Source organism: Thiorhodovibrio frisius (assembly GCF_033954835.1).
GTDB lineage: Bacteria > Pseudomonadota > Gammaproteobacteria > Chromatiales > Chromatiaceae > Thiorhodovibrio > Thiorhodovibrio frisius.
The window spans coordinates 5,382,969-5,409,445 of sequence record NZ_CP121471.1; the positions used below are offsets into that span (position 1 = coordinate 5,382,969).

The following is a 26,477-nucleotide window of genomic DNA, read 5'->3' on the forward strand; positions in this document are numbered from 1 at the left end:
CGTTACTCGACCACAAGTGGCTTAGCCGCCCTCATTGAATCGGGTTAACATCGGTGCCATTCCTGCTGATAACCCGGCTGATTCTCCTTCCCGTAACAGTAACCCCGCTGCCCGAGCAAAAAAGCGATGTAGTCGCGCGCACCGCATGCCTGCCAAGTTGCAGCCTCTTCGCCCGAACCACCACGGCAGGCATCGTTGTAGTAGCTTTCATCTTGAAAAAGCCGAATCGTCTCCGGGTCTTGGGCCACGACAGCCCCGGCCATTCCAAAGCCAAAAATATATAACAAGGCCCCGATGTGATTACGCGAGGCGAGCTTTGCAGTTCTAGGATTTACATTTTGCAACATCGTTTTTTAAATCCTTCCAGAAAAAATATATCTACACACATGGTTCAGCGATTCTTCAAAAGAACAATTCGACCCCGGCCCCTTTTGTCTAAAGCTCGTAGTCGATCAACAGCGCCAAGTCTATTGAAGCGCGAAGTTGTCCCGGCTGAAAAGTCTCCCTTGAGAGTCAATTTGAGCCTGGACCCTTTTCTTATTCTTCTATTCATAACTGGGCTTGTTCACACTGTTCTAGCCGTTCCTTCAAGAATATATTCAACAGCGTTTCCTCGCTCACGCCGCGCTCGTATGCAAGTACCCGTATTCTCGAGTACAAATCTAGATCCACGGCGAAATAATGGCGTTGCGAGGCGATGGCGACGTCCATTTCAACCGCGTTATCAGCACCGTGCTCGCTGGCATCATGTGCGTCCCAAAACGCGCCGATGTCCTGATAGCTTGCGCACTGCGATACGGAAGATTGGTTACCCATATTTCTGTGTCTCCTTGGCTGTCATATCGCGCGCCGAAACAATGATCGCGCGGCGATCTTGGGTGTAGACGAAGAAAACGCTCAGCAAGCGACCACTGTCAGTGCGCCCAAATGCCGCATACACGTCCTCGCCGGGGACATAGCCAGCTTCCTTCAAGCGAAAGCGCGGCCGATTCTCCAGCACTTCGATCACTTCAGACTCTTCGACACTGTGCTTCCAACGCAGTTTTTCGACAATGTCCTCGAGCCAGACAAGTTGTTCGATGCGTAACGGCATGGCGTGCCCTACATATCTTGCATGTCGAACATAATCCGCTTGAGCTTCATCTCGGTCATCTTGACCTCGGAGTGCGGATCTTCGAGCGTGTGATCGTCGTTGACCCCGATGTGATCGAACCTGTTCTTCGCAGGCCCCTGGTCCCCACCATTCTCGGCGCGGTTTACCTCTACCCGTTCTCGACTAAGCGAATTTCGTCTTCGGTCAGGCCGTAAAGCTGATAGGTGAGCTGGTTCATTTCTGTTTCGGCGCTGGCGATTTCTTTATCCAACTGTTGAATTTCAGTGTCGATTTTCGTGATCTGCTCGTGGATGGCTGGGTTATCGGTCTTGCGGAGCTTGAGTAAGGAGGCGATCAGTCTCTGGGCGGTGAATTTTGCGGTTACGTTGGTGCGACGGGCTTTTTGCCGCCATTGGGCGGCGATGAAGGCGGCATCCGCTTCGTCGAGAAAAATGCCTTTGATGACGGCCACGCCGTCGGCAAGGAATTGAAGTTCGCCGAATTCCTCTGCTGCGTCGAGGGTGGCGCCGGGCCGGAGCAGCGCGTCGATGGTTTCCAGGCGGGCGGCCAGTTTCTTTTCGCGTTCGGCATTGGCCCAGGCGGTTCGTTCCTTGGCTGTCAGGTCCTCCGGGGCTTCTTTCTTCAGCTTGGCCGTCGGTTTCACGTCGGACCAGAACCAGCTTTCGCCCCGTTTGTCGTCGGCGCACTGGTCGCTGTCCAGGCGCTTGTCGATCATCAATAACAGATCGCGACGGCGGGTGTGGAGGGTTTGCAGATTCTTGGCCTTTTCGGCGACTTGGGATTTTTGGTCGGGCGTGGCGCTGGGGATCGGTAGCGGGGCGATGAATTGTTTGTTGGCCGAACGGTAATCGTGCTGGAACGGCTTTGAGATTCGGCGCCAAACAAAGTTTGCGACAGGCGCATTAAGAATGCCACAAAGAAAAAAGAGATCGGATTGATCTACAACAATAATTCCATTGACATCAACATTGTCAAGATAAAATCCACCTAGGTTATCTGTGGCAGTGAATAAATTCAATACAAGCCTAGGGACCATCAATTTCGGTAACTCTTGCTTATCTAAATTTTTTGGATAATTGTAAGCCCACCAGGAATCATCCTTATCCATTTTCCCCTTTTCGCGATTCCTCAAGTCGTTTTCACGTTTTTTTAGGTAGTTCCATGCCTTTGGGAAGCTTGATTCCATTTCCATTTGAGAAAAAAGATGTGGTTTCCCATCTCGAATGTCGTAAGGATGCAGAAGAAAAGTGGTTGTTATTGGCGCTTGGTATCTTTTGGCCTCCGGCCCTGACACCAACGGATGCATAATAGCGTCCTCGATTTCGACCTCGAACGGGGCCTTTTTCCCTTTCGGTTTATGAAGGTAACGACCAGGGCCGACTTTTTCTAAATGATAGATGTAATCCGCACTGGTCTGAATGCCGACCGTAATTCCTTTGGCAATTTCATCTAATCGCTGGCAATGGTTGTCCAGTTTTTGATAAAGCGTGCGCTCGAGGTTAGGCATCAGCACCCAACTGTCTTCCGGCGGTAAATTCTCCAAAGAAATTGCATCACTGATTTCCCGCCATTCCACCCCGGCAATATCCTCCTTTCCGCTCGGCGCGAAAACACATCGCAACGAATCCCGCTCCTGCCCGGAAAAGAACTGCAAAGCCGTGTAGGTAATGGCTTCATCGAAAACCTGAAAACTCTTGAAATCGACCCAGCGATCAAGTCGCCGGGTGCGCTTTAACTTTTGGCGCAGTCCCTTGCCGTATTCGTTCACCATCCAGACATTCGGCGCGATATACCCCATTTTCCCGCTGGCGTTCAAAAGCTCCACGCCCTTCTCGATGAACGGGAGGTACATGTCGAAATTCCCGGTCTGGGTGCTCTCGTATAGTGGCTTGCCGTCTTCGCGTCGCGCCTCCAGCAGGTATTTAGCCACGTCTTCCTGAATGCGGCGGAAGTGCTGGAGCTTCACATAGGGTGGGTTTCCAATCACGCAGTCGAAGCCTGGTTCGTCTCCTTCGAAAATTTCCGGAAAGGCCGTCTCCCAGTCGAAGGTATTCACCCGCTCCCGTTCGTCTTCCCCGAACAAATCCTGGTCGATGCCCAACTGGCGGTAAAAATCCGATCCGATCAGGCTGTTGCCGCAGCGTATGTTCTGGTCGAGCGAGGTCAGCGGTCGATCCGGCAACGCGGTATGGAGCCACAGGGCGAGCCGGGTAATTTCGACTGATTCAGCATTGATGTCCACGCCATACAGGTTTTTGGAGAGAATTTCCCGCATGGCTTCGTGGGAGTCGAACAGCTGCTTCTGGCGGGTGGTGCGCTCCAGCTCCCGGACGATCCACTGCTTTTGCTCATAGAGGTACTTGAAGGCTTGAATCAGAAAGGCGCCGGACCCACAGGACGGATCGACCACTGTCAGCGCATTCAGTCGGTCCTCGTACTGCCGAAGCACGTCGATGTATTCGCCCACGGCTTTCACCGCGTCGGTCTTATTGCCTTTTCCGTGGTAGCGCCGGATGCGCTCTTCGTCGATGTCCGCGAAGCGGTCGAAGCCGAGCGTGGCGCGAATTTCCGCCAGCCGCGCCCCGACCGTTTCCTCCACGATGTAGTGGGTCACCCATTCCGGGGTGTAATAGACGCCATCGCGCTTGCGCCGGGTCAGCTCCGTGAGGGACTCCCGCCCTTCGGCTTTGGCCTCCATGTATTCGAGCTCGGTGATGCTCTGCTCAAAAATCCGGCCCATGGCGGTTAGGGTCAGGGTTTTCTCGTCGCCTTCGTCCGTTGGCCCGAAGTTGTATTTGGCGGAAAAAAACAGCAGCGTGCGCGGAAACCGCAGCGCCCGCTCGGTGCTTTGCCCTTGGTTCTTCTCGCAGAAGATGCTGTTGGGCAAGCGCAGCGCGTCCATTTCGGCGTCGGCCTCGAACAAGCCGCCGTTGAATCGGTTGATCCGCTCCTCCCCAAAGGGGGTCCCGTCGCGCATGGCGGCGAACAAGCGCTTTACCGCGTCCCAAGCGTCCTGGCCGTCCGGGCTATAGAACTTGCTTTGGGAGATCTCGATCAATAAGTCCCGGAGCACGTTGGTGGGGAAGTTCAGTTCGGCTCCCATGTCCTCGCAGTAAAGGATGAATAGGCACCGATCCAAAAACCGCTGGGTGTGGCGCACCAGGCGGCGCCGTCGGCCTTCGGTTTCGTATTGGGGATTCAACTCCCGAAGCGCTCGGTACACTTCCTCTCGGTATGCTTGGTATTCGAGGTAAAACTCGTTTTCGAGCCCTTGCTCGAAGATGAACTGGTCGTCGAGCAGCTTTTCCAGCGGCGATTTCGCCACTTCGGCCAAGAGCCATGCGCGAGCGAACATGCGCGCGAAGACAAATCGCTCGAAAGCGGCCGCGCACCCTTCATCGAGCAGGGACAGGCCGGGGTCGCCGTCCGCTGGGCGAAGCACAAAACGCTGGAACTGCGCCTTGTTGCCGTATCGGTAAAGCCGGAACTCGTTCATGTCCGTCACCAGGCCCCAAGTCGGCAAGATGGCGGATGCACGGCCCGCGCGTGCCTCGCGTAGATAGTCCATGCACTGATCGACGGGCGAGCGTTGGTTGGTGCGCCCAAGCTGCGGCTTGTCGAGCCCGGAACGGTCGTCCTTGAATTCGCCGAGGACTTGGGGAATGTCGTCCATGTCCGGGCGACCGAAATAACCCATGGCGATGTCGGCCTTACCGGTTCCACCGCCAGACCCCGCGCCTTGCACCGCGAATTCTGGCATCAGCGTGTATCCCTGGCCTTTGTCTCCTTCGCCGCTTGCGGAATAGCCCCAGGTTTGCTTGAAAAACAGGTCGATAAAGGTACTGCCCGCCGCCGTTTCCTTCTGCCAGTCCTTATCGGCCCAGTTCTTCAGTCGGTCCAACAGCGACGGGGCGGCGTCGGACTTCTGGAAAGCCTCGAAATCCTTGGCCCAGATGGCCCGGAGATAGGCGGTATTGAAGAGGGGCTGGTGGCTTTCATTCATTGTTTGATGTCCTTTTGCCTCGTCCGAGTGTTGCTCGGTGCCGCAGGCGACTGAAAGGATCAGTCAGCGATTTTGCCGGGTGGGCGAAGGCGCTGGTGAGTTTACAACTCCATCGGCGGTTTGTTCGATCAACGACAAGTCACGCAGCGCCGCCACATCCGCGCTCAGGCAGGCGCGATCACCCTGCAATGCGGTCGCCAAGCGCTCGATCAACGCCTCGCCAAGCGCCGATGTCACGGATGTCGGCTCGCTTTTCACTCTGTGTTGCTCCGGGCAAACTGATTATAGGAGAGTCATCATTCTCCATCACAACAATCCGCAAGGGCAAGCAACTGATCAATGGCCGCGCGCAAGTCTTGATCGTCGATCAATGCCTCGACAAGAGTCACAAAGCGCATGGGAACCAGACCCAGTCCGCGCTCGATCCACAGAGTTGCCAAGAGCGGTCGCAACACATAGAGGTATTTCTTCAAACCGTGCAGCGTCGCATTGTCCTTGGCCAACAGCGGAAGGGCTTTGCGCAGTTCCCAGCCGTTGATGTCCAGATCGTCCGTGATGGGGTATTCAATCACCTCGCGACCGGCATGGACGCGCAAATACCAAGGCAGCGGATGGACGCAAAGAAACCGCACGTCGAAGTCGCTGTCCGGCGAGGCAAAGCCCCAGGCGCGGCTACCGGATTCGCAGGCAAGGAGGATATGAACCTGATGATCCTGTTCGATGGCTGTCAGCCGGTTTTCGATCTCGGCACGGCGATGATCAACTGCGGAAGCGGATGGAGGTTCGGGAATGTGCATATCAGTCTGGCGATTGTGAGCTTCATCTTCCTCAGGCTCGGCCTGGACCCATTTATTTCATTTCTTTGATCGTTCGTGACTGTAACGAGTTGATCCAGCCCTGCTTGTGCTGCGCGCTCGGCGATCGCGCGGGTAAAAGGCTCTGAAATATCCACGGCATAGACTCGCCCCGTCGGCCCCACCGACTGCGCGAACAACAGACTGAACAAGCCGCTGCCCGCACCGACATCCGCCACCGCCTGACCGGGCTTGAGCGCCAGCGCCGCGAGGATTAATGGATGTTCTCCTGCTATTTCCGTAAGCTTCATGGGCTACAGACCTGAGCTGGCCTGACCAGACCAAGCCGGCCAACACAACCGCTGTTTCACTCTAATGACTTCCCCGGGGCGCCTATGCCACTTCATACCGGCAGACTCCTGCTGACACCAGAAGACCCCTTGAAAGCACCACCGGCGGAACCTCTGCGTAGCGCCCTGATGCAGGCCGCTTTCCTCGGCACCCCGCTCTCATTGGCAGGCTGCGCGCCAGACACCGCCGCCTTCGCCCTGGGAGACCGATTCTTCGACTTTGTCGGCTTTACCGGATGCGCGGTTCAGCTCGATGGCCTGCCAGATACTGCCGGCACCATCAGCGTTGGGGGCTGCCACCTCCGCCTCAATCCGGCCAGTGCGCAGCCCCGCTTTCTGCACGGACGCAATACCCGCCCGCCGCGCTGCCCGGCCTGCGGCAAGAGCTTGCACCAGTGGTCGAAACAGATGGCATCCTGGTCTTGGCCCGAGCACAGCGCACTCGCCTGCCCGGCCTGCTCAAAGGTCAGCGATGCCTGGCACTGGGATTGGCGCGGCCGAGCAGGCTTTGCCCGTCTGACCCTCGGCATCGAGGAAGTGTTCCCCGGCGAGGCCACACCTCTGCCAGGACTCTTCGCATTACTCGAGCAAGCGAGCGACGGACTCTCCTGGCACTGGTTTGTCGTGCAGGACTAAATCACACCTGGGCCAGGCAGTGGCTCCACCACAGGCTCGCAAGGCTCAATCCCTGAGGGCAGGCGAATATCCATGCTGATCGGCAGATGATCAGAGAGCGCATAGTCCACAACTTGCGCGTTCAGGATCTCAATATTGGCAGAGACCAGGATGTGGTCGAGGTTGTGCATCGGCCGCCAACTGGGGAAGGTTTTGCGCTCGCAGTCCAGACCATGCCAGCCGGCACGATCAACCAGGGCGCGCAGAGCACCCGAGCCGCAACCGCTGTTGAAATCCCCCATGAGCACCGCACAGGAGTATTGGCCGGTTAGCTCGCGCAAAAACTCGAGCTGGCGCCGCCGCGCCCGCGCGCCCAGCGCCAAATGCACCACGCAGACCGCGAGCAATCCACCGCCGCTGGTCTGGAACTCGCTGAGCAGCACGCCGCGCCCAGGCAGGCCAGGGAGCTTGTGATCCCGGATCATCTTGGGCCGCAGACGGCTCAGCACGCCGTTGCTGTGCTGAGCCAGGGTGCCAAGATCGCGATTGATCTGGCGATACCAGTGCGGATAGCCGGAGATCCGGGCAAGATATTCCGTCTGGTCAACAAAGGCGCTGCGCAGACTGCCGGCGTCCACTTCTTGCAATCCGACCACGTCATAACCGCCGAGCATCTCGCTAATGCGCGAGAGATTGGTCATGCGCGCCCGATGCGGCAGCAGATGCTTCCAGCTATTGGCGAAATAATCCCGGTAGCGCACCGATGCGATGCCAGCCTGGATGTTGTAGCTCAGCAGTCGCAGGCGATCCATGGCAGCGCACTCGAGATAGAACCGCGTGAGGCACCCTGATCACGCGCAAAGCCACTGCCGGCGCGGGGCCGACAGTGGGGATAAGGGACAGCGGATAGAGGGCAGGAGACGAAAGGCTGCCGGCTCTACTGGTGCAGACCAGAGATGTATTGCGCGACCGCAGCGATTTCCTCATCCGTCATGCGAGCGGCAACACCGCGCATCATGCCATTGGGGTCGTTCGCGCGCTCCATCTTGCGGAACAGCTTGAGCGTCTGGTCAATGTACTCCGGATACTGACCGGCAAGACGCGGAAACTTTGACAGATTGGTTCCCATGCCCGAGGGGCCGTGGCAGCCTGAACAAGCGGGCACGCCGCTTTTGGGATTTCCGGCACGGTAGATTTTCTCGCCCAGCTCGACCTGATCGGCAGCGGCAACGCCTCCGGACTGCGGCAGGCTCGAGTAGTAAGCCGCAACATTGCGCATGTCCTCGTCGGTCAATGGCATGGCCATCGGCGACATTTGCACATTGTAGCGATCATTATTCTTGAAGTTATTGAGCTGCTTGTAAATATAGTTGGGATGCTGACCGGCAAGCTTGGGCCAGATTGGCTGAGCCGCCATGCCATTACCATCCAAACCGTGGCAGGCATGACAAATCTGGCCTGCCTTCTCTTTACCCTTTTCGGCGTTGCCGGTGATGATGCCAGCGGAGGTGCCCGCTTGCAAAGAGGTCGCGGCCAGACCCGCAACCAGGACGCCTGTCATCAGGACTCGCTTCATAATGCCTACCATTTGATTGATTCTGGTTTTGCCGTGCCGAATGATGCGCATGTCAAGCGCTCACATCTGCCAGCACGACCGGAAAAACCCGGCATGTATAGCAGAATCTGACGCCTCGGGCAATCCGAAGCGCTCAAACCCCACCATCGCAGCCCATTGCCCAGCGTGCGCAAAACGCCGAGCCAATGGTGGCGAAACCTAGCCGGAACTCACCAAGGACTAACAACACTTGGGCGCCATCGCGCGTGCAGTATCGCGGAATATCTCACAAGGGCGCGTCGCGAAAGCTCAATCCTCAGGCAAAGCCTGGTCCGCGCGATGACCGTGCATGCCCATCTGCCCCATGATGCTGCGGGTCTCGGCAGTCAGAGCCAGCGTGGCTCCGTTGTCGAACGACAAGCGCAGATCGACCGGATCTCCCGCAGCCAGTGGCTGTGTCAGACCAATGAGCATCAGGTGCAGACCACCGGGCTGTAAAATCACCTCGCCCTTTGCCGGCAAGTCAATGCGCTCGACGCGGCGCATTTTCATCATACCGTCTTCCTGCACATGGGTATGCAACTCCACCACGCTCGCCACCGAACTGGAGGCATCAACCAACGCCAGTGCCTCTGCGGTTGGGTTGATGATCCGCATGAAGGCCGCACTGTTGGGCTGCCCCGGTGGCACGGCGCGCGCATAGGCATCCTGCACCAGCGGCATCGGCGCCGCTGCAACAGCCGCATCAGCGGCAAAGGCCATTGGCGCAGCAGCAGCGGCGAGCAGCCACAGCGCCCCGATCAGCACTGGCGAAAAGGCATATCTCGTACTCGGGCAATGAAAACAATCAGTGATTTTTGACATGGGTGTTATCCAACAAGGTGGGTTCAAGGCCAGTGTCCGCTAGGTAGCGACGCAGGGTGGCAACCAGTTCCGCAGATGGAGTCGCATGCCCAAGGGTTTCGCGCAGACTGCCCCGGGCGTCAATCAGGTAGGTTGAGGCTGAGTGGTCGATCAAGTAGCCCATGGCAGAGCCTGGGTCTTCGCTGCGGCGGTAGACTGCGCCATAGCGCCCGGTGAGGGCGCGCAATTGGGCATCGCTGCCAGTCAATCCGACGATGTCTGGATGGAAGTATTCAACATACTGCTTGAGACGCGCCGGATCATCGCGCTGCGGATCAACGCTGACAAAAAGCACCTGCACGCGCGCGCGCTCCGCGGGTGTCAGCTCGCGCAGCGCCATGGCGATCAAGGCAAGATTGGTCGGGCAGACATCCGGACAGGCGGTATAGCCAAAGTAAAGCAAGACCAGATTGCCGCGAAAATCGGCAAGGCTCACCGCCCCGGTGGCGGATTGCAGAACAAAATCGCCCCCAGGTGGCGAATCAGTCCCTGCATCGAGCAGAGCATGCGCGGGGGCTTGCGGCTGCCAGCCAAACCACAGCCAAGCGAGCAAGATTGCCAGGCCCAGCGCGGCAACCGGCAGCAACCAGGCGGACAGACGCAAGCGCTCAGGCATTGAGCCCAAGGGAGACGGTCATGCGATGCTTCACGGCGAGCTGGATGTAGTGTTCGGCTGCGTAGTCGAGGTATTCGAGCTCCAGATCGGTCAGTAGGCGCTCGCGCCGCGCCGGAGCGCCCACATAGAGGTAACCGCCCTCAAGGATCTTGCCCGGCGGCACCAGGGCGCCGGCCGCGAGCATGCAGCGCGGCTTGAGTACCGAGCGATCAAGCAACCGGGCACCGATGCCGACCAAGCAATGATCCTGCACCTCGCAGCCATGCAGGACCGCCTGATGACCCACGGTGACATAGTCGTGCACAATGGTGGGGGCGCCGCCGGGCAGAAAGCGACTGTCGTGGGAGACATGCAGAATACAGCCGTCCTGTATATTGCTGCCGGCGCCAATTTCGATGCGATGGATGTCCCCGCGCACGACACTCTGCGGCCAGATGGAGGCCTGAGGGCCGACGCTCACATGGCCAATCACCACGGCGGTTTCGTCGATCCAGGCGTCATTCGCGACCTGTGGTTCCAGCCCCTGATAACTGCGGACATTATTCATGACTACTCCTGCTGTTTGGCCCTGTGCATCGCCTCGGATATGCTAGCACGATGCTCCACCGACTTGGCGACAGCGCTCACCGAGGTGACCAACTCAATGAACACCGCATCGCATTATCCCGAACCGACATCCAGAGCAACAAAAACCATGCGCGCGACATGCGCCCCAAGCCCAGCCAGGCTGCTCACGCTTGGCCTGCTGACTCTAGCACTCGCAGGCCCAACTAGCGCGCAAGAGAATCTCTTTGTCAATGACGCCGAACCAGACGCGCCCAAGAGCATCCGCGATGGCGAGAAATGGCGCGAGCAGCAGGTCCGCTTGCCGCCTTGGCCGCGCGAGCAAGACCTGATCCCGGTTCGCCTCGACAGCGCGAGCGAGCCGTTTGAATATTTTATCGATGCCCGCAGCCTGAGCACAGGCGCGGATAAGGTGGTGCGTTACACCCTGGTGGCCGAGTCCTCCTCGGGCACCCGCAACCTGTCGTTCGAGGGCATCCGTTGCACCCCGCACGGGGAGTATCGCATCTACGCCTATGGCCAAAACTTAAGCTTTCAGCCAAGCGGACTAGGGGAGGATTGGCGGCCGGTTGATCGCACCGGCGCCGACCCCATCCACGAAGAACTCTGGCGCTATTATTTGTGCGTGCCGCGCAAATTCGAACCACGACCGCACAAATCGCAAGTGCGAGCGCTCAAAAACGGCCGCGTCGGCGAATACGACAACAGCGGCTTCATGATGGAATAAGACACACCCAATGACCAACCCCCTTCTGACCGACCAGTCCCTGCCCGAGTTCTCAGCCATCCGCCCCGAGCACATCGAACCGGCGCTGGATGCCCGCCTCAGCGAATGCCGCGCGCTGATTGAAGCCCTCACCAGCAATCCAGACAGCGCCACCTGGGAGACCTTCATTGAGCCCATCGAGACCGCCGATGACCGGCTCAACCGCACCTGGTCGCCAGTCAGCCATCTCAACGCGGTGATGAACTCCGAGGCGCTGCGGGAGGCCTACAACGCCGGCCTGCCCAAGCTGAGCGACTATGGCACTGAAGTTGGACAAAACCCGGCACTGCTTCAGGGCTATCAGGCCGTCGCCCGGCAACCGGGGCTCGATGCCGCCCAGCGCAAGATGCTTGAGCACAGCATCCGCGACTTTCACCTCTCTGGCGTCGACCTGCCGCCAGCGCAAAAGGCCCGCTTTCGCGAAATCAACCAGCGCCTGACACGCCTGACCAGCCAGTACGAGGAAAACCTGCTCGACGCCACCAACGCCTGGTTCAAACATATCGAGCAGCAAGACCTGCTTGCCGGGCTGCCCGAGTCCGCCCTGGCTCTGGCACATCAGCAGGCGCGCGAGCGCGACCTCGACGGCTGGGTGCTGACGCTCGACATCCCCTCCTACCTCCCGGTCATCATGTACGCCAAGGACGACACTCTACGTCGCGAGCTGTATGAAGCCTATTGCACGCGTGCGTCGGACCAAGGCCCCCATGCCGGGCGCTGGGACAATGGCCCGCTGATGGAAGAAATCCTCGCGCTACGCCACGAGCGGGCACAGTTGCTCAGCTTCGCCAACTATGCCGAGCTATCCCTGGCGCCCAAAATGGCGCGCTCCACAGACGAGGTCATGGCGTTTCTCAACGACCTGGCCGCGCATTCGCTCAACCACGCCCGCACCGAACTTGACGAGGTGCGCACCTTCGCCGCAACCGAGTTTGGGCACCAAAGCCTTGAGCCCTGGGATGTTGCTTACTTCTCCGAGCAACTCAGACAACACAAATACGCCATCAGTCAGGAGGAGCTGCGGCCTTACTTCCCCATCTCCCGGGTGCTGCCGGGCCTGTTCGAGATCGCGCGGCGGCTGTTCGACATCCGCATCAGCGAGGCCGAGGCGCCCGGGCTCTGGCATCCGGACGTGCATTTTTATCAGCTGCACGACAGCACCGGCGAGTTACGCGCCCAGTTTTACCTGGACCCCTACGCGCGGCAGAAAAAGCGCGGTGGCGCCTGGATGGATGTTTACGCCAACCGTTACTTCAGCGCTGGCCAGCAGCAGATTCCGGTCGCCTATCTCGTGTGTAATTTCTCCCCGCCAGTCGAGGGGAAGCCAGCACTGCTGACCCATCAGGAGGTACTGACCTTATTCCACGAGTTCGGTCACGGGCTGCACCACATGCTCACGCGCATCGATCACCCGGCCATCGCCGGCATTAACAATGTGCCCTGGGATGCGGTCGAGTTGCCCAGTCAGTTCATGGAAAACTGGTGCTGGGAGCGAGAATCCCTCGACCTGATCTCGGGCCATGTCGAGACTGGCGAGCCGCTGCCGGATGCGCTTTTCGAGCGCATGCGCGCCGCGCGCAATTTCCAATCGGCAATGCTCATGGTGCGTCAGCTTGAATTCGCGCTGTTCGACTTCCGCCTGCACAGCGAGTTCGACCCAGACGCCGGCGCGCGCATCTATGAGATTCTCGATCAAGTGCGCGATCAGGTCGCGGTGATCAAGCCGCCGAGCTTCAACCGCTTCGCCCACGGCTTTTCGCACATTTTTGCCGGCGGCTACGCGGCCGGCTACTACAGCTACAAGTGGGCCGAGGTGCTCTCCGCCGATGCCTTCTCGCTGTTCGAGGAGCGCGGCATCTTTGATACCGCCACCGGCCAAGCCTTCCGCGAGCGCATTCTTGAGCAAGGCGGCGCAGCCGAGGCCATGGAGCTGTTCATCGCCTTCCGTGGCCGCGAGCCCACCACCGAGGCCCTGCTGCGCCACAGCGGCATCAGCTCCGCGCAAGCGCAATCTGCAACCTGACCCTTACCGGCAAGATGATTCACCCTGCCCATCACCCATCCGCTCGCCGCCATGGCCAGCTCGCAGCAACCAGCGACCGATCAGATAGCTCAGACTGGCCACCGAGGTGCACAACAGCATGCCCCACAGCGTATCAACCAGCACCAGCGTCAGCGGCCAGTCCGGCAAGGTGGCCATGTTGGTCAGCTCATAGGTACTGTAAGTAAAAAACCCAAAGGCGGGCGCCACCGTTGCGGCATGCACAAGAGACTGCCGCTTAAGCCCCGGCAGCACAGCAAATATCAGAATACCGGCGATATAGATGCAGTAAAACGCCAGCGCCGCCAACCAGTTGACCTGCCCCGCGAGCAAGTGCCCAATCTGCTCCTGGTAAAAGTCCACCGCAAGCCAGCCCAGCCAGAACATGTCGAGGGCAAAAAACACAGGGACTGTGAGCAAGTAGAGTTTGATGTAATACCGAACAGTCATGCCTTTCCTCCACCCTTGGTTTGGTCCAGGGAGTATTGTTCATCGCTGTTACAAATAAGCTTTCCGTGTTGGGTCGGGCAGCAGTCACTGGCACGCCGCCTTCACCAAGGCGGAAACTTCTTGGTTATGATGCCGGTTTTTCAGTGAAATTTGGCAGAGGAAAATATGATCGACATTCAAATCACCGGATTTTTCGGTTTACTGCTGCTGATTCTGGATATCTACGCCATCATCAAAACGGTGCAGAGCAGCGCCGGCACTCTGGGTAAGGTGTTGTGGATAGTGCTGATCCTGCTGTTGCCGCTACTCGGCTTCATTTTGTGGCTACTGTTCGGCCCAAAACGCTAAGCGCATCTTGGTTTGCGCCGCAAAGGCGATCATGCAGGATGTCGACAAGCAACGAGTGACCGCCCATGAGCGGCGACAGACAGATAGAAAAACCCTGGTGGCGCTGCTCGATGTCGCGGCAAATGGCGACCACGTCCCCATCGGGACCGGCATGGCGGCCGGCGGCGAGGAACTGCATGGCCACGGCAACGCTCGCCTGCGGATGCGCGCTGGCATAAGCGTCGAGTGCATCGGCGAGCAGCGGGCCGTTAAAGTCGTACTCGCTGCCGGAGCGGCGCTCCATGGCCGCCTCGGTCAAGCCGGCCCAGTCGCTGATGCGCTCGCCAAGCGGCCCGGCCAGCCAGTTGCGCACCGCCGTGACCTCTGGGGCGGGTGAGCCGTGGTCGACCAGAAACACCTGCTGCGGTGGTCGCTCGGCCCAACGGCGACACCAGGTCAGGTTGTCTTCAAGAATACTGACCAGACGCGGTTCGCCCTGCGGCAGCGGGCAGAGCGGATCCGCCGTGCTTAGAGTGAAAGCGCCGAACTCCGCGCTTAAAGCCGTGATAGTGTCCGGAATGAAGCGGCTCAGGGCGCGGCTTTGACCGAAGAACAGCGGCACGACGAGAAAATCCCGATGGCCGACCTCAAGCTGGGCGCGCAGGTGGGGCACTAGAGTAATTGCCGGGTGCCCATGGAGCGCAGCAGGCGGGACGCTGTCGGAGTGCAGAAGAGACACCGGCATGACCCTTTGTCCGCAACGCTCCTGCAGGCGCGCTGCAAGCGCGCGCAAAGAGATGGTGGCATGGGGGCGTTTGGAACCATTGTCGACGAGCAAAATCTGGGTCATAAGACTGGCGACCAAGTTGTAGTGCCTGCTGTTAAACCGAAACCCTTGAGATTTCGGCTCGTTTGCGGTTGGTATGGAGTTAGAAGGCAGATGGGGGCACCCAAAGGCAGGGCAACATTGGAGTGGCTTTGGCCGCGATTGGTCATGGCCATTTCTCGCACCGGTCGCGGCTGAAGCTGCTCTGGCCAGCCACTTGGGAATCGGGTTGCTTGCACTAACTTATTGGGTTTTGGAGCCTGGGAGTGGCTTGGATGCGATTATTACTTGCTTTTATCTCGGGCGTGTTGCTTGTTCATGCGCCTGTGCTGGTACTGGGCCAGGGGCCGGGCGGCCTGCCCGGGGTCATTGTGACTGAGGTGCGAGAAGGGCCACTGGCTGATCGCATTGAGGCGCTGGGCACTCTCAAAGCGCGTGAGTCTGTGGTCATCACGGCCAATGTGACCGATGCGATCTCAGCCATTCATTTCGACGACGGCGATCGGGTCAAAGCCGGGGATCTGCTGGTCGAAATGGTCAGCATCGAGGAGCACGCGCAACTTGAGGAAGTCACCGCGCGCATGGGCGAGGCGCAGAGCCAATATGACCGCGTCAAGTCGCTGGAGGCCAGCGGCTCGGCCTCGACCTCGCTGCTCGATGAGCGCAGGCGAGATCTGTTCACCGCACGCGCCTCCCTGGCAGCCATTGAATCGCGTCTGAGCGACCGGCTGATCAAGGCACCTTTCGACGGCGTGGTCGGCTTGCGCAACATCAGCCTGGGCGCCTTGGTGCAGCCGGGAGATGTGATTACCACCTTAGACGATGATTCGCGCCTGAAGCTCGACTTCGCCGTGCCCAGTCTTTTTCTCGGTTCCCTGGCACCTGGCGTGCAGGTGGAAGCGCGCACCCGCGCCATTCCGGATCAAGTATTCGAGGGCACCGTCAGCAGCATCGACAGCCGGGTCGATCCGGTCACCCGCTCGGTGCAGGTGCGTGCGCTCTTCGATAACAATCAGCGACTGCTGCGCCCGGGCCAGCTGATGACGGTGGATCTGCTGCGCAATCCGCGTCAGGCGCTAATGGTGCCCGAATCCGCCCTGTTGCATCGCGGCGAGGAGCATTTCGTCTTTGTGGTCACGGGTGAGGCTCCCATGGTCGACAAGCGCCAGGTCGAGATTGGCACGCGCAAGCCGGGGCAGGCGGAAATTCTCTCTGGCCTGAACGCAGGTGATCGGGTGGTCACCCATGGCCTGCAGAAGATCAAGCCTGGCGCACCGGTCAAGATCATCGCCGTGGATGACGGCAGCCGATCACTGAAGGAGATGCTCGCCGCCGGCAAACAGACTGGTCCGCAACAGGGCGCCCAGGACGGAGCCACGACGCCATGAAGCTGTCGGATCTCTCCATCCGCCGGCCGGTGCTGGCGACTGTGATGTCGCTGCTGCTGGTCGCCTTCGGCCTGGTGTCCTTCGACCGCCTGCCGCTGCGCGAGTATCCGGACATCGACCCGCCGGTGGTGTCTGTCGATACCGTCTATCCCGGCGCCTCGGCCAATGTGGTCGAGACCCGCATCACGCAGCTGATTGAGGACCGCGTCGCCGGGGTCGAGGGCATCGAAAGCATTGCTTCCAGCTCCGAGGATGGGCGCTCGCGTATCACCATTGAGTTTGCCATTGGCCGTGACATCGACGGGGCGGCCAACGATATTCGCGACCGGGTCTCCGGAGTGCTCGATCAGCTCCCGGTGGAGGCCGAGCCGCCAGACATTCAGAAGGTCGACAGCAACGACGATGTGATCATGTGGCTGAATCTGGTCAGTGATCGCATGACAGTGCCCGAGCTGACCGACTACGCTCGGCGCTATATGGTCGACCGTTTCTCGGTGCTGGATGGCGTCGCGCGCGTACGGGTCGGCGGGCAACAGACCTATGCCATGCGCGTGTGGATCGACCGTAATGCGCTGGCCGCGCGCGAGCTGACGGTGGCGGATGTCGAGGCTGCGCTGCGGGCGGAGAATGTCGAACTCCCCGCCGGCAGTGTCGAATCGGTCGACCGCCAGTTTAGCGTGCGCACCGAGCGCAATTTCCGCACCCCGGAGGAATTCGCCCGCTTAGTCATAGACCGCGGCGAGGACGGCTACCTGGTACGCTTGGGCGATGTGGCCCGCGTTGAGCTGGGCACTGAAGAAAACCGCACCGTCTTTCGCGGCAATGGCGTGCCCATGGTGGGGCTTGGCATTATCAAACAATCCACCGCCAATACGGTGGCGGTGGCGGACCGCGCAAAGGCCGAGCGCGACCGGCTCAATCCCACGCTGCCCGAGGGGATGGAGCTGAAGCAGAGCTATGACACCTCGGTCTTCATCAAGGATGCCATTAAAGAGGTGTACAAAACGCTCGCCATCGCCATTGCGCTGGTGGTGCTGGTCATTTTCCTCTTCCTTGGTAGCGCACGCGCCATGCTGGTGCCAGCAGTCACAGTACCCGTGTCCCTGATCGCCACCTTCAGCGTGCTGCTGGTGCTGGGCTTCTCGGTCAATATTCTCACCCTGCTTGCGCTAGTGCTGGCCATCGGCCTGGTGGTGGACGATGCCATCGTGGTACTCGAGAACATTCACCGGCGCATGGAAGACTTGGGCGAAAGCCGCCTGGTCGCGGCCTTTCTTGGCACCCGCCAGGTCGGCTTTGCGGTCATCGCCACCACCGTGGTGCTGCTCGCGGTCTTCTTGCCCATTGTCTTCCTGCGCGGTGATATCGGGCGGCTGTTCTCTGAGTTTGCGCTGACCATGTCTGCTGCCGTGGTCTTCTCCACCTTTGTAGCGCTGTCGCTCTCGCCCATGCTGGCGTCGCTGATTCTGCCGCAACGCCATGGGCAAGGGCCTGATTCCAAAAGCGGCGCCGCGCGCCTGAGCGGGGGGGTGGACTGGCTGTTTGAGCGGGTGCGGGTTGGCTATGCGCGGCTGCTCGGGTTTTTTCTGCGCCAGAAATGGATTATCGCTCTGCTCTTCCTGGTCACTATTGGGCTAGCCTGGTGGCTGCTGACACATATTCCGCAAGAATATTCCCCGAAAGAAGATCGCGGGGCCTTCTTTGTGCTGGTCAATGGACCCGAGGGCGCCACCTTCAGCTACATGGAAGAGTACATGGACGAGATCGAGCGCCGGCTTCTTCCCTATGCCGAATCCGGCGAGGCGATCCGGGTGCTGATGCGCGCGCCACGCGGCCATGGCGGTGGCGAGGCCTTTAACAACGGCATTGTGATCCTGGTAATGAACAGCTTCGACAAACGCCGCTCTAGCTGGGTCATCATCGATGAGGTGCGCGCCAAGCTGGCCGATCTGCCCGGGGTGCGCGCCTTTCCGGTGATGCGCAGCGGCTTTGGCAGTCGCATCCAGAAACCGGTGCAGTTCGTGATTGGCGGCGGCACCTATGAGGAGCTGGCCGAGTGGCGCGACATCCTGGTCGAGAAAATCGCGGAGAACAACCCCGGCCTGGTCGGAATTGACTGGGACTACAAGGAAACCAAGCCGCAACTGCGCGTCGAGATCGACTACGACCGCGCCGCCGATCTCGGCATTCGTATCGATACCATCGGGCGCACGCTCGAGACAATGCTCGGCTCGCGTCGGGTGACCACCTATCTCGATGCCGGCGAGGAATACGACCTGATTCTTGAGGGCGAGCGCGATGCCCAGCGCACGCCGGGCAGTTTGGAAAATCTCTATGTGCGATCAGCCCGCAGTGGCGAGCTGGTGCCTTTGTCGAATCTGGTGCAGGTAACTGAATCGGCCGATTCTAACGAACTCAACCGCTACAACCGGGTGCGCGCCATCACCATTGAGGCCAACCTGGCCGATAATCTGTCCTTAGGCGACGCGCTGAGCTATCTCGACGGCTTGGTCGCCGAAAATCTTCCCGAACAGGTGGTGGTGGACTACAAGGGCCAGTCGGCAGATTTTCGTGAATCCGGCGGTGGTATTTTGTTTGTGTTTTTGCTTGGCGTGGCAGTGGTCTATCTGGTGCTGGCGGCCCAGTTCGAGAGCTGGGTGCATCCGCTGGTAATCATGCTCACAGTGCCTCTGGCCATGGCCGGGGCGCTGTTTGGGCTGTGGATCACCGGGCAGACGCTGAATATCTACAGCCAGATCGGGCTCATTATGCTGGTGGGCTTGTCGGCAAAGAATGGCATTCTGATTGTCGAGTTTGCCAACCAGTTGCGCGACCAGGGCATGGCCTTTCGCGAAGCACTGAGCGAAGCCGCCGCTGTGCGCCTGCGTCCAATTGTGATGACTGGCATCACCACGGCAGCAGGGTCGGTTCCATTGCTGCTAAGCACCGGTGCGGGGGCCGAGACGCGCGCGGTGATCGGCACCGTGATTCTGTTCGGCGTGGTGGCGGCGACGCTGTTCACGCTCTTTGTGGTGCCCGTGGCCTATGATCTTCTCGCGCGCGGCACCGGCTCCCCAGGCGAGCGCGAACGCCAGCTAGAGCGGGAGCTGCATTCATCGTCTACGCTGGCACCGCACAATGAGCCTTAACGGAGCAACAGCTCCTCCAGGTCTTGCAGCGGCATCGGGCGGGCGAGAAAAAAGCCTTGGACGGCGGGGCAGCCGTGCTGGCGGAGGAAGTCGAGCTGGGCTTGGGTTTCAACCCCCTCAGCCACGACCGACAGGCCGTGGGTCTGGGCCAAACGAAGAATAGAGAGCACCATGGCAGCTTCCTGTTCGCAGCCAGGCAGATCGGCGACGAAGGACCGGTCGATCTTGAGGGTGTCGATAGGTAGGCGGCGCAGATAACTCAGAGCCGAGTAGCCAGTGCCAAAATCGTCGAGGGCGATGGCGAAGCCGGCAGCGCGCAAGGACTCGAGCAGTGCCAGCGCCTTGGCGTCGTCCTGGATCAGCACGGATTCGGTGATTTCGAGTTCAAGCAAGTGCACCGGCAGCTGGTACTGGCCGACCAACTCAAGCACCCGAGAGATGAGTTTAGGCCGCAACTGGCGCGCCGAGAGGTTGACCGCCAGACGCAGGGGCGGGATGCCCCGTTCAAGCCAAGCATGCAGGGTAGCGCACGCGGTTTCCAGCACCCAGTCGCCGATTTCGTGGATCAGGCCGGTTTCTTCGGCCACTGGAATAAATTTGGCCGGAGAAACCATGCCATGTTCGTGGTGCTGCCAGCGCAGCAGCACCTCGGCCGCCTGCATCTTGCCGCTGGCAAGCTCGAACTGCGGCTGAAAGTACAGCAGCAACTCACCGCGGTGTAGAGCCTCGCGCAGGTCCTCTTCAAGGTGATGGCGTTCGCGCGCGCGCTGGTTCATATCGGCCGCGAAAAACAAGTATCCATGTTCACTGTCAGGCATCTGGCGCAGTCGGCGCATGGCGATGCCAGCATGGCGCAACAAGCTGTCGGAATCCTTGCCATCTTCTGGGAACACAGCCACGCCAATGCTGGCTGTGATGCTCAGCGTTTCCTGCGACTGCTCGGAATGGGCAAGGATAAAGGGCTCTTGCAACACCCGCAGCAACTTGTCCGCGACAATGCTGGCATGTTCGCGCTGAGCAATATCGAACAGCGCGATGACGAATTCATCCGGCCCACAGCGGGCGACCACGTCCTCGGCACGCAGGGCAGTGCGGATACGCCCGGCGATCTGCACCAGCAGCTCATCGCCCGCCGACACGCCAAGGCCGTCGTTGATGCGTTTGAAACGATCAATATCCACCAGCATCAGGGCGCCATAGGTGCTCATTCGCTTGGCTTCCTCAAGCGCCTGCGTCAGCAGAATACGCAGCATTGAGCGGTTGGGCAGGCCGGTTAGGCCATCGAAATTGGCCAGCTGGTAGATTTTCTCCTTGTCCTCCTGGCGCTCGGAGACATCCATCAGCAGCGCGATGAAGTGCGTGAGTTTCCCCTCCATGTTGCGCACCGCGCTGAACGACAGCCAGCAGGGGAAAATATTCTCGCCATTGCGACTACAGCGAATCTCACCAAACCAATGATCTTCACGCCCGGCCTGATTGCGCAGGGTGTGCCAAAAGTCGGCGTCGTAGCGTCGGCAGTAGATAAAATCGTGCTCGCGACCGACGAGTTCGTCGGCTGAGCGGCCGAACAGGCGCGCAAAGGCGCGGTTGACCGACACAATGCGCCCATTGGCATTGGTCACCATGATGGCTTCTTCGCTGTACTCGAAAATGGCGGACTGAAGCCTGAGTTTTTCTTCCGCATTGATGCGTTCGGTCGCGTCGATCAGGTAGCCGACCAGACCTTCGGGCTCGCCGGCTTCATCAACCAGCAGCGACAGGTAAATGCTGGCCCAGAAAATGGACCCGTCACGACGTTTGCGCCGCACCAGCATTTCGCGGCTGTTGCCGCTGTCGCCGGCCTCGGCCAGCAGGCTGTCTTCCTCATCGGCATCGGCATAGAGAAAAAGCACATGTCGACCAAGGGCTTTTTCCTTTGGGTAGCCAAACATCTGTTCTGCACCGCGGTTCCAGCTGCGGATGTAGCCATCGAGGTCCATGCCAATGACGGAGTTATTGATTGCATCGAGCATGCGCCGATGCTGACTCAATGCCTGGCAGCAGGGTTGCTCGGCAGCGCCAACGCGGCTGAGCGCGTCGGCAAGCAGGGCCAGCAGGGGGGCAAGGAGCGCGGCGCTAGCCGGGGATGGGGACTTAGCAAGCGCCAGGATCAGCTCGCTGCCCGGCGCCACTCGCCACTGCCACAGCAACTGCTGCTCGCGCGCGCTGGCAACCCAAACAGGTGGTTGCTGTGCAGGCCAGGCATCGCTGCCGCTCAGCGCAAGCCAGAAGTCATCTGGTGCCAGCGCCGCAGTGAGTTGTTGCTTGAACCAAGACAGCAGAGCGTCAGCGTCGCCAGCGGGTACCGCTAGAGATTCGACCATGGATTCTCATCCTTGCGGCGCGTGCCCCGAATTCAAACCGGTGTAATCGGGAGCGGCGCGCGATGGAAGACAAGCCTGAATTGGCGTTTGGCGGTTTTCAATCGCCGGCAGGCGAGGAAAATGATTCCACCCAGAATAAGGTTTCGAGCTGTAACTGCATCAGTGTAAGCACATTAAAAGAAAAATTGTGTGACAGATTGCAAAGCCGATCCATGTCCCGCAATTCGATCGCCTGAGCGAGTGCCAGCAGATCCCCCAAGGGACCCTGTTGCTTGACCAGGGCAGCAAGAATGTCCTCGGCCAATGCCAGCGGCTCGAGCAGAGTTGCCAAGCTTTCGTCGAGCAGCACGTCGATCAGCGAGAACACGCCAGTCATGAAGGCGCGGTCGCTGAGCTCCGCACTCCAGTTTAGGTATTGGCCAATGCGCTCCATCAGCCGCCCGCGAAAGGCCGAATGCCACAGCAGAATGTTGACCTCACCCTTGCTGGTCTGGCGGGTGAACATCAGCAGCTGTAGCCAGCGTTGGAGTTGGCGGCGGCCAAGCAGCGTAATGGCATGGCGAAAGTTGGTTGCGGGCGTCCGCAGATTAAGCGCCGGAGAGTTGACCAGATTGAGCAGATCGAATGCTAGCCGCGGCTGGCTCTTGAACAGCGACTCGAGCTCGTCGGTATCAGCATCGCTGGTGACCAGGCCGAGCAGGCGGGTCAGGGCGATTTGATCGGCCTTGGGTTGTTTTCCCCCGGGACGCTGGTTGCCCGTCAGGAGAAAGCCTTCCCAGCCGAGATCAGCCAAGGGCTGGCATTCTTGCCAGCCGGCAAGCCCATCGGCCAGCGCGGGCGTGGCACCCACCGGGCCGGCTGCATCGGTAACCACAAGCCAGTTGCATCCGCTGACCCCGGCTAACTCCTTGTGCGTGCCGCGTACGCCACAGAGCAGCCCCTCAGGCGGGGGTTTGGTAGGAGCCGGCACTGCCGCCGGGCGCACCAGGATTTGCTCGCACGGCGGAGCAAGAGGCAGGTCCAGCGGCAGATAAGGGCGCAGATGGCCGGTATGATCGTGCAGAAAAAGCCATTCTGGCGGTTTTTCGCGCAGATGGTCGCGCAGCAGTTCGGCAATGGTGCCGGCCTGATCGCTGCTGCTGGCAATCTCCACCCACATACCATTGCGGCGGCGGCGGTGGTCGAAGACTGGGGCGATCAGCGCCCCGGTCCCCTGGACCACACGCGGATCGAGTGCCCCGCCCTCGGTGCTGGTGGTCATGATGTTTGACTCCGTTGCTAAAGACCAAAACTCTGGGGACCAAAATTCTGGGGGCCAAAATTGTGGGGAGCAATCTTGTGGGAAGCGCGATGATGGGGAGCAATTACCAAGCTAGTGTAGCAAAGCGAGCACTATCACGCCGCGAGGCTGTTCGCATTTTGCATCACAGTTGGGCCGCGTTTGCGGTCAGATTCCGAGATGGAATTTGGATGCGCGTTAAGCTGCGCTTTGTTCTGCTTGGGGTTCTGCTTGGGGTTCTGCTTGGGGTTCTGCTTGGGGCTCGGTCGCTCGTTCGGCCATGACCCTGGAGATCGCTTGGGCGAGATCGTGAATGTCGACCGGTTTAGTCACATAGGCATCGAAACCAACCGCGATTCCACGCTGGATATCGTCCTTGGTGGCATTCGCCGTGACCGCAACGACCGGAATGTCCGCAGTTCGCGTATCGGTGCGCAGGCCGTTCAAAACCTGGTAACCATTCATGCCGACCATGTGGATATCGAGCAGGATCAGATCGGGCTGCTCGCGCTGCGCCAGTTCCAGCCCCTGTTGACCATTGCTGGCGCTGATGGTGCGCAGTTGCGGGTAGCGCGCCAGCATGCGATCCATCAACCTGAGGTTGGCGGCGTTGTCTTCGATTTGTAACAGGCAACGCACGCTTGGCGGGAGATCAGGCCAGGCTATGTGGTCCTCGAGCGCATGTTCTTCCGCATCGGCAACAAGGCCAATACAAGCAGGCGGGAGTTCCATCCAGAAGCAACTGCCCTCCCCGAGCTGACTGGTCGCGCCGATGGTACCGCCCATGGCCTCAATCAGACGGCGGCAGACGGCGAGTCCAATCCCTGTGCCTTCGCGGTCAGTGTCGCGCGCCAGCCGCGAAAAGGGGGTGAACAGTCCAGCAATGTCCTCGTTGTCGATGCCAAGCCCGGTATCTGTCACCTCAATGCGAATGCGACCCGCCTCTGTCCCTGCCGCCGTCACCCTGACCAGGCCACCGGCGCTGTTGTACTTGACCGCGTTGGACAACAGATTGATCAGCACTTGCTTCAGGCGCACCCGGTCGGCGAGGACGGTCATGTCCTCGAGTGGACCACACTCCAGGCGAATCTGATGCTCACGCGATTGGGTTTCAATCATCGGCAGGCATTCACCGACCAGGTCGTTTAAAGCAATCGGGACAAGGCTCAGCTCAACGCTCCCGGATTCGACCCGCGCGAGATCCAGCACCTCGTTGATCAGGTGCAGCAGGTGTCTGCCGGCTTTAAGAATTTCATCGACACTTTCAGCCTGATCGGCGTTGAGCTGGTCATCCTGTTCGAGCAGTTGCGCGAAGCCAAGCACGGCATTCATCGGGGTGCGCAACTCGTGGCTCATCAGAGACAGGAATTCAGACTTGGCACGGCTCGCCCGCTCGGCTTCATCCTTGGCCTGACGCAGGTCTTGTTCGATCTGTCGTCTCTTGGTGACGTCGAGATGATTAATGACCGCGCGCGGATGTTCCTCGCTGGAGCCGCGCAGCGGGGTGACGCGCACCAAATGAACCTCTTCGCGGTTGCCCTGTTGGACCGCCACCTCGGTCTCGGCGGAGGAGGTAGAGGCATCGAGCACCGAACGCACAGCCTCTGCTAGACGTGCCATGTCGCAGCGACCAGCCTCGGCCAGGGCGTCACAAAAAGCAAGATAATTGCCGCCCGAGGCCAGACTCTTGGGGCGGTCGGGATGGCGGTAGGGATGGCGCTGCCAGGAGCGGTTGACGGAAATGATCGCGCCGTTTTCGTCCACCACGCAGATACGCGCATCGAGCGAGTCGATAATGGACTGAATCTGTTCGCGCGCGCGCTTTTCGATGAATTCGGCATGCTTTAGTGGAGTGATATCCTGAATCACACCCAGCATCCGCACCGGCGTGCCCTTGTCGTCGCAAATCAGGTTGGCGCGCGCGAGCATCCAGCGCTCGCTGCCATTCGGACGATGAATGCGGAACTCCTCGTCAAGAATGTCATTACCGCTGACGCAGTTTTCGATTGAGTTGGCTAAGCGCGCCCGGTCCAGCGGATGGGCAGCGGCCAGGAACTCCTGGAAGCCAAACTTCATCCGCGAGCTGGTGGAGCCCATGAGCTCTGCCACACGGTCCGACCAGTACACTTGGTCGTTTTGGAGATTCCAGTCCCACAGGCCAATGTTGGCGAAAGCCTGGCTGCGATTGAGACGTTCCTCACTGATGGCCGATGCGCGCAGGGTCTCCCGGATATGGCTCACATCAAGCGCGATGGCCGTCAGCGTCATGTCCTCTCCCTGGGGGGAAAGGGCGCTGTACAGCGTGATTGGAACCTGCTCACCGGTGTGGTTGATCAAGGGCAGATCAAGGTCGAACCCCTGGCCAGTATCGAAGGCGGTGGCAATCGCCTGTTGAAGTTCATCGCGAGGACGCCCGCTGAAAAAATCAAACAGCGTCATGTGCCGGATGTCATCGACAGCGTAGCCGCTGGCAAGACACAGCTGTTGGTTGTAGACCAGGAACTGGCCGAAGCGATCAATACTAAACAGGATCGCCGGCAGATAATCAAAGGCGGAACGCAGCTGATCGCGCTCGCGGCGCAGCTGGGTGTCGGCTTGAGATTGCGGAGCCTGTCGAGCTTGGTCGGCCACGGATTTTTGCAACTTTTGCAGATCGTGCATGGATTCGGAAATTTTGCGGCTGTCTAGATGATGCGTGTTTGGCCGGGCAGGACGCAACAATGCTTCAGCTGGACGGCGGTCTTAATCTGGCTCGCTCGGTCAGATGTTTGACGATAACGATCTTTCGGAGAGTTGACAATGCCGGATCACAATCAGCGCTGGTCTTTTGCGCCGAAGGCCTGCCCGAAAATTTATAGTTGTGGCCAATTCCTTGCGCGCAACCCTGCGCGTCTTCCCTGCGCATGTGCCTGACTGGAAGATTGCTCAAAATGGGCAAGGTCTTCAGTCGCTCAACAACGCTCGCTACGCTGATTAACGCAGGCACCAAGTCTTCGCGCTCCCCCTCTATCATCATAATGTTAAATATTAAATAGTAGTCGTAGTAACGCCTGTGCGTAACCGGAAAAAAGACAAAAATTGTATAATCTTCAGTCGATTGAGACCAGACGAGATGGTGGGCCAAGCGGCACTTGGGCTGTGGGTAAAATGTCGATAGTTATTTATCCACGGCTCTGCCGGACTTATCCACAGTCATGGCGGTAGGGTTCTCAACAGGTTTTTACAATCCTGATCGATCAGGGCCTCTGCGGCACGCGTTCCGCGATTTTCTTTGACGCATGAATCACTGTGCTGCTCCATCGCTGGGCTCTCTGTCAGGCCGACGTCAGCAAGACACTAGAGCGACAGGGGGGAACTTCCTGGACAGATTCTTC

At 59.5% G+C, this 26,477-nt stretch carries 24 protein-coding genes; 7 read left to right on the forward strand and 17 right to left on the reverse strand.

The features are described from left to right. Positions 1–44: 44 nt before the first annotated feature. From Thiofri_RS24460 to Thiofri_RS24490, 7 genes are all read right to left on the reverse strand, one after another. The gene (locus Thiofri_RS24460; RefSeq protein ID WP_009149375.1) at positions 45–347 is read right to left on the reverse strand and encodes a hypothetical protein; all 303 of its coding nucleotides are present in this window, start codon (positions 345–347) and stop codon (positions 45–47) included. Positions 348–549: 202 nt separating this feature from the next. Then, the gene (locus Thiofri_RS24465; protein WP_009149377.1) at positions 550–816 is read right to left on the reverse strand and encodes a CopG family antitoxin; all 267 of its coding nucleotides are present in this window, start codon (positions 814–816) and stop codon (positions 550–552) included. Further along, a complete protein-coding gene (locus Thiofri_RS24470; protein ID WP_009149379.1) occupies positions 809–1,093 on the reverse strand; it encodes a BrnT family toxin in 285 nt (94 codons plus the stop codon). Before Thiofri_RS24470 ends, Thiofri_RS24465 begins: the two co-directional genes overlap by 8 nt. 169 nt (positions 1,094–1,262) lie before the next feature. Then, positions 1,263–5,117, reverse strand: a complete 3,855-nt coding sequence (locus Thiofri_RS24475; RefSeq protein ID WP_009149381.1) for an Eco57I restriction-modification methylase domain-containing protein — start codon at positions 5,115–5,117, stop codon at positions 1,263–1,265. Between the two features lie 63 nt (positions 5,118–5,180). Further along, the gene (locus Thiofri_RS24480) at positions 5,181–5,375 is read right to left on the reverse strand and encodes a hypothetical protein (RefSeq protein ID WP_040855956.1); all 195 of its coding nucleotides are present in this window, start codon (positions 5,373–5,375) and stop codon (positions 5,181–5,183) included. A 38-nt stretch (positions 5,376–5,413) separates the two neighbouring features. Further along, the gene (locus Thiofri_RS24485; RefSeq protein WP_009149382.1) at positions 5,414–5,914 is read right to left on the reverse strand and encodes a nucleotidyltransferase domain-containing protein; all 501 of its coding nucleotides are present in this window, start codon (positions 5,912–5,914) and stop codon (positions 5,414–5,416) included. Beyond that, on the reverse strand, positions 5,845–6,222 hold the full coding sequence (locus tag Thiofri_RS24490; protein ID WP_083848481.1) for an SAM-dependent methyltransferase: 378 nt from the start codon (positions 6,220–6,222) through the stop codon (positions 5,845–5,847). Before Thiofri_RS24490 ends, Thiofri_RS24485 begins: the two co-directional genes overlap by 70 nt. A gap of 84 nt (positions 6,223–6,306) precedes the next feature. Between Thiofri_RS24490 and Thiofri_RS24495 the strand changes: the two genes are divergently transcribed. Continuing rightward, positions 6,307–6,897, forward strand: coding sequence for a hypothetical protein (locus Thiofri_RS24495; protein WP_009149384.1), 591 nt, complete (start codon positions 6,307–6,309; stop codon positions 6,895–6,897). Here the strand turns inward: Thiofri_RS24495 and Thiofri_RS24500 are convergent. Continuing rightward, positions 6,894–7,688 carry an endonuclease/exonuclease/phosphatase family protein gene (locus tag Thiofri_RS24500; protein WP_009149386.1) on the reverse strand — a complete coding sequence of 265 codons (795 nt, stop codon included), beginning with the start codon at positions 7,686–7,688 and terminating at the stop codon, positions 6,894–6,896. The genes Thiofri_RS24495 and Thiofri_RS24500 overlap by 4 nt on opposite strands. A gap of 125 nt (positions 7,689–7,813) precedes the next feature. Continuing rightward, the gene (locus tag Thiofri_RS24505; RefSeq protein ID WP_313778293.1) at positions 7,814–8,398 is read right to left on the reverse strand and encodes a c-type cytochrome; all 585 of its coding nucleotides are present in this window, start codon (positions 8,396–8,398) and stop codon (positions 7,814–7,816) included. Here Thiofri_RS24505 and Thiofri_RS24510 point away from each other — a divergent pair. Then, a complete protein-coding gene (locus tag Thiofri_RS24510) occupies positions 8,321–8,563 on the forward strand; it encodes a hypothetical protein (RefSeq protein WP_223296782.1) in 243 nt (80 codons plus the stop codon). The two genes, Thiofri_RS24505 and Thiofri_RS24510, sit on opposite strands and share 78 nt — an antisense overlap. Positions 8,564–8,740: 177 nt before the next feature. Here the strand turns inward: Thiofri_RS24510 and Thiofri_RS24515 are convergent, their stop codons facing one another. The 3 genes from Thiofri_RS24515 to Thiofri_RS24525 are packed head-to-tail and all read right to left on the reverse strand — an operon-like array spanning position 8,741 to position 10,497. After that, positions 8,741–9,295 (reverse strand): copper chaperone PCu(A)C, encoded by a 555-nt coding sequence (locus Thiofri_RS24515; RefSeq protein ID WP_009149389.1) that lies wholly within the window; start codon positions 9,293–9,295, stop codon positions 8,741–8,743. Beyond that, the gene (locus Thiofri_RS24520; RefSeq protein WP_009149391.1) at positions 9,279–9,950 is read right to left on the reverse strand and encodes an SCO family protein; all 672 of its coding nucleotides are present in this window, start codon (positions 9,948–9,950) and stop codon (positions 9,279–9,281) included. The genes Thiofri_RS24515 and Thiofri_RS24520 overlap by 17 nt, the downstream gene beginning before the upstream one ends. Next, on the reverse strand, positions 9,943–10,497 hold the full coding sequence (locus Thiofri_RS24525) for a gamma carbonic anhydrase family protein (RefSeq protein ID WP_009149393.1): 555 nt from the start codon (positions 10,495–10,497) through the stop codon (positions 9,943–9,945). Before Thiofri_RS24525 ends, Thiofri_RS24520 begins: the two co-directional genes overlap by 8 nt. A 96-nt stretch (positions 10,498–10,593) precedes the next feature. On the opposite strand from Thiofri_RS24525, the gene Thiofri_RS24530 reads away from it, so the two are divergent. Then, positions 10,594–11,241: a CNP1-like family protein gene (locus Thiofri_RS24530; RefSeq protein ID WP_223296743.1), complete on the forward strand. Its 648-nt coding sequence runs from the start codon at positions 10,594–10,596 to the stop codon at positions 11,239–11,241. 10 nt (positions 11,242–11,251) lie between these two features. Next, positions 11,252–13,303: an oligopeptidase A gene (gene prlC, locus Thiofri_RS24535; RefSeq protein WP_009149396.1), complete on the forward strand. Its 2,052-nt coding sequence runs from the start codon at positions 11,252–11,254 to the stop codon at positions 13,301–13,303. A gap of 3 nt (positions 13,304–13,306) precedes the next feature. On the opposite strand, the gene Thiofri_RS24540 is transcribed toward prlC, so the two are convergent. Next, complete coding sequence (locus tag Thiofri_RS24540; RefSeq protein WP_009149398.1) at positions 13,307–13,771, reverse strand: DUF2177 family protein; 465 nt, start codon at positions 13,769–13,771, stop codon at positions 13,307–13,309. Between the two features lie 165 nt (positions 13,772–13,936). Here Thiofri_RS24540 and Thiofri_RS24545 point away from each other — a divergent pair, with 165 nt between their 5' ends. Then, on the forward strand, positions 13,937–14,119 hold the full coding sequence (locus Thiofri_RS24545) for a PLDc N-terminal domain-containing protein (protein WP_009149401.1): 183 nt from the start codon (positions 13,937–13,939) through the stop codon (positions 14,117–14,119). Here the strand turns inward: Thiofri_RS24545 and Thiofri_RS24550 are convergent. Continuing rightward, positions 14,085–14,948 carry a sirohydrochlorin chelatase gene (locus Thiofri_RS24550; RefSeq protein WP_009149403.1) on the reverse strand — a complete coding sequence of 288 codons (864 nt, stop codon included), beginning with the start codon at positions 14,946–14,948 and terminating at the stop codon, positions 14,085–14,087. The two genes, Thiofri_RS24545 and Thiofri_RS24550, sit on opposite strands and share 35 nt — an antisense overlap. 251 nt (positions 14,949–15,199) lie before the next feature. Between Thiofri_RS24550 and Thiofri_RS24555 the strand changes: the two genes are divergently transcribed. Together Thiofri_RS24555 and Thiofri_RS24560 are read left to right on the forward strand one after the other, a co-directional pair. After that, positions 15,200–16,312 carry an efflux RND transporter periplasmic adaptor subunit gene (locus Thiofri_RS24555; protein WP_009149405.1) on the forward strand — a complete coding sequence of 371 codons (1,113 nt, stop codon included), beginning with the start codon at positions 15,200–15,202 and terminating at the stop codon, positions 16,310–16,312. Beyond that, positions 16,309–19,461 (forward strand): efflux RND transporter permease subunit, encoded by a 3,153-nt coding sequence (locus Thiofri_RS24560; protein WP_009149407.1) that lies wholly within the window; start codon positions 16,309–16,311, stop codon positions 19,459–19,461. Before Thiofri_RS24555 ends, Thiofri_RS24560 begins: the two co-directional genes overlap by 4 nt. Here the strand turns inward: Thiofri_RS24560 and Thiofri_RS24565 are convergent. From Thiofri_RS24565 to Thiofri_RS24575, 3 genes are all read right to left on the reverse strand, one after another. Next, positions 19,458–21,824, reverse strand: a complete 2,367-nt coding sequence (locus Thiofri_RS24565; RefSeq protein WP_009149409.1) for a putative bifunctional diguanylate cyclase/phosphodiesterase — start codon at positions 21,822–21,824, stop codon at positions 19,458–19,460. The genes Thiofri_RS24560 and Thiofri_RS24565 overlap by 4 nt on opposite strands. 97 nt (positions 21,825–21,921) lie before the next feature. Further along, positions 21,922–23,085: an EAL and HDOD domain-containing protein gene (locus Thiofri_RS24570; RefSeq protein ID WP_009149411.1), complete on the reverse strand. Its 1,164-nt coding sequence runs from the start codon at positions 23,083–23,085 to the stop codon at positions 21,922–21,924. A gap of 216 nt (positions 23,086–23,301) precedes the next feature. Beyond that, on the reverse strand, positions 23,302–25,764 hold the full coding sequence (locus Thiofri_RS24575) for a PAS domain-containing hybrid sensor histidine kinase/response regulator (protein ID WP_009149412.1): 2,463 nt from the start codon (positions 25,762–25,764) through the stop codon (positions 23,302–23,304). Between the last annotated feature and the right edge of the window lie 713 nt (positions 25,765–26,477).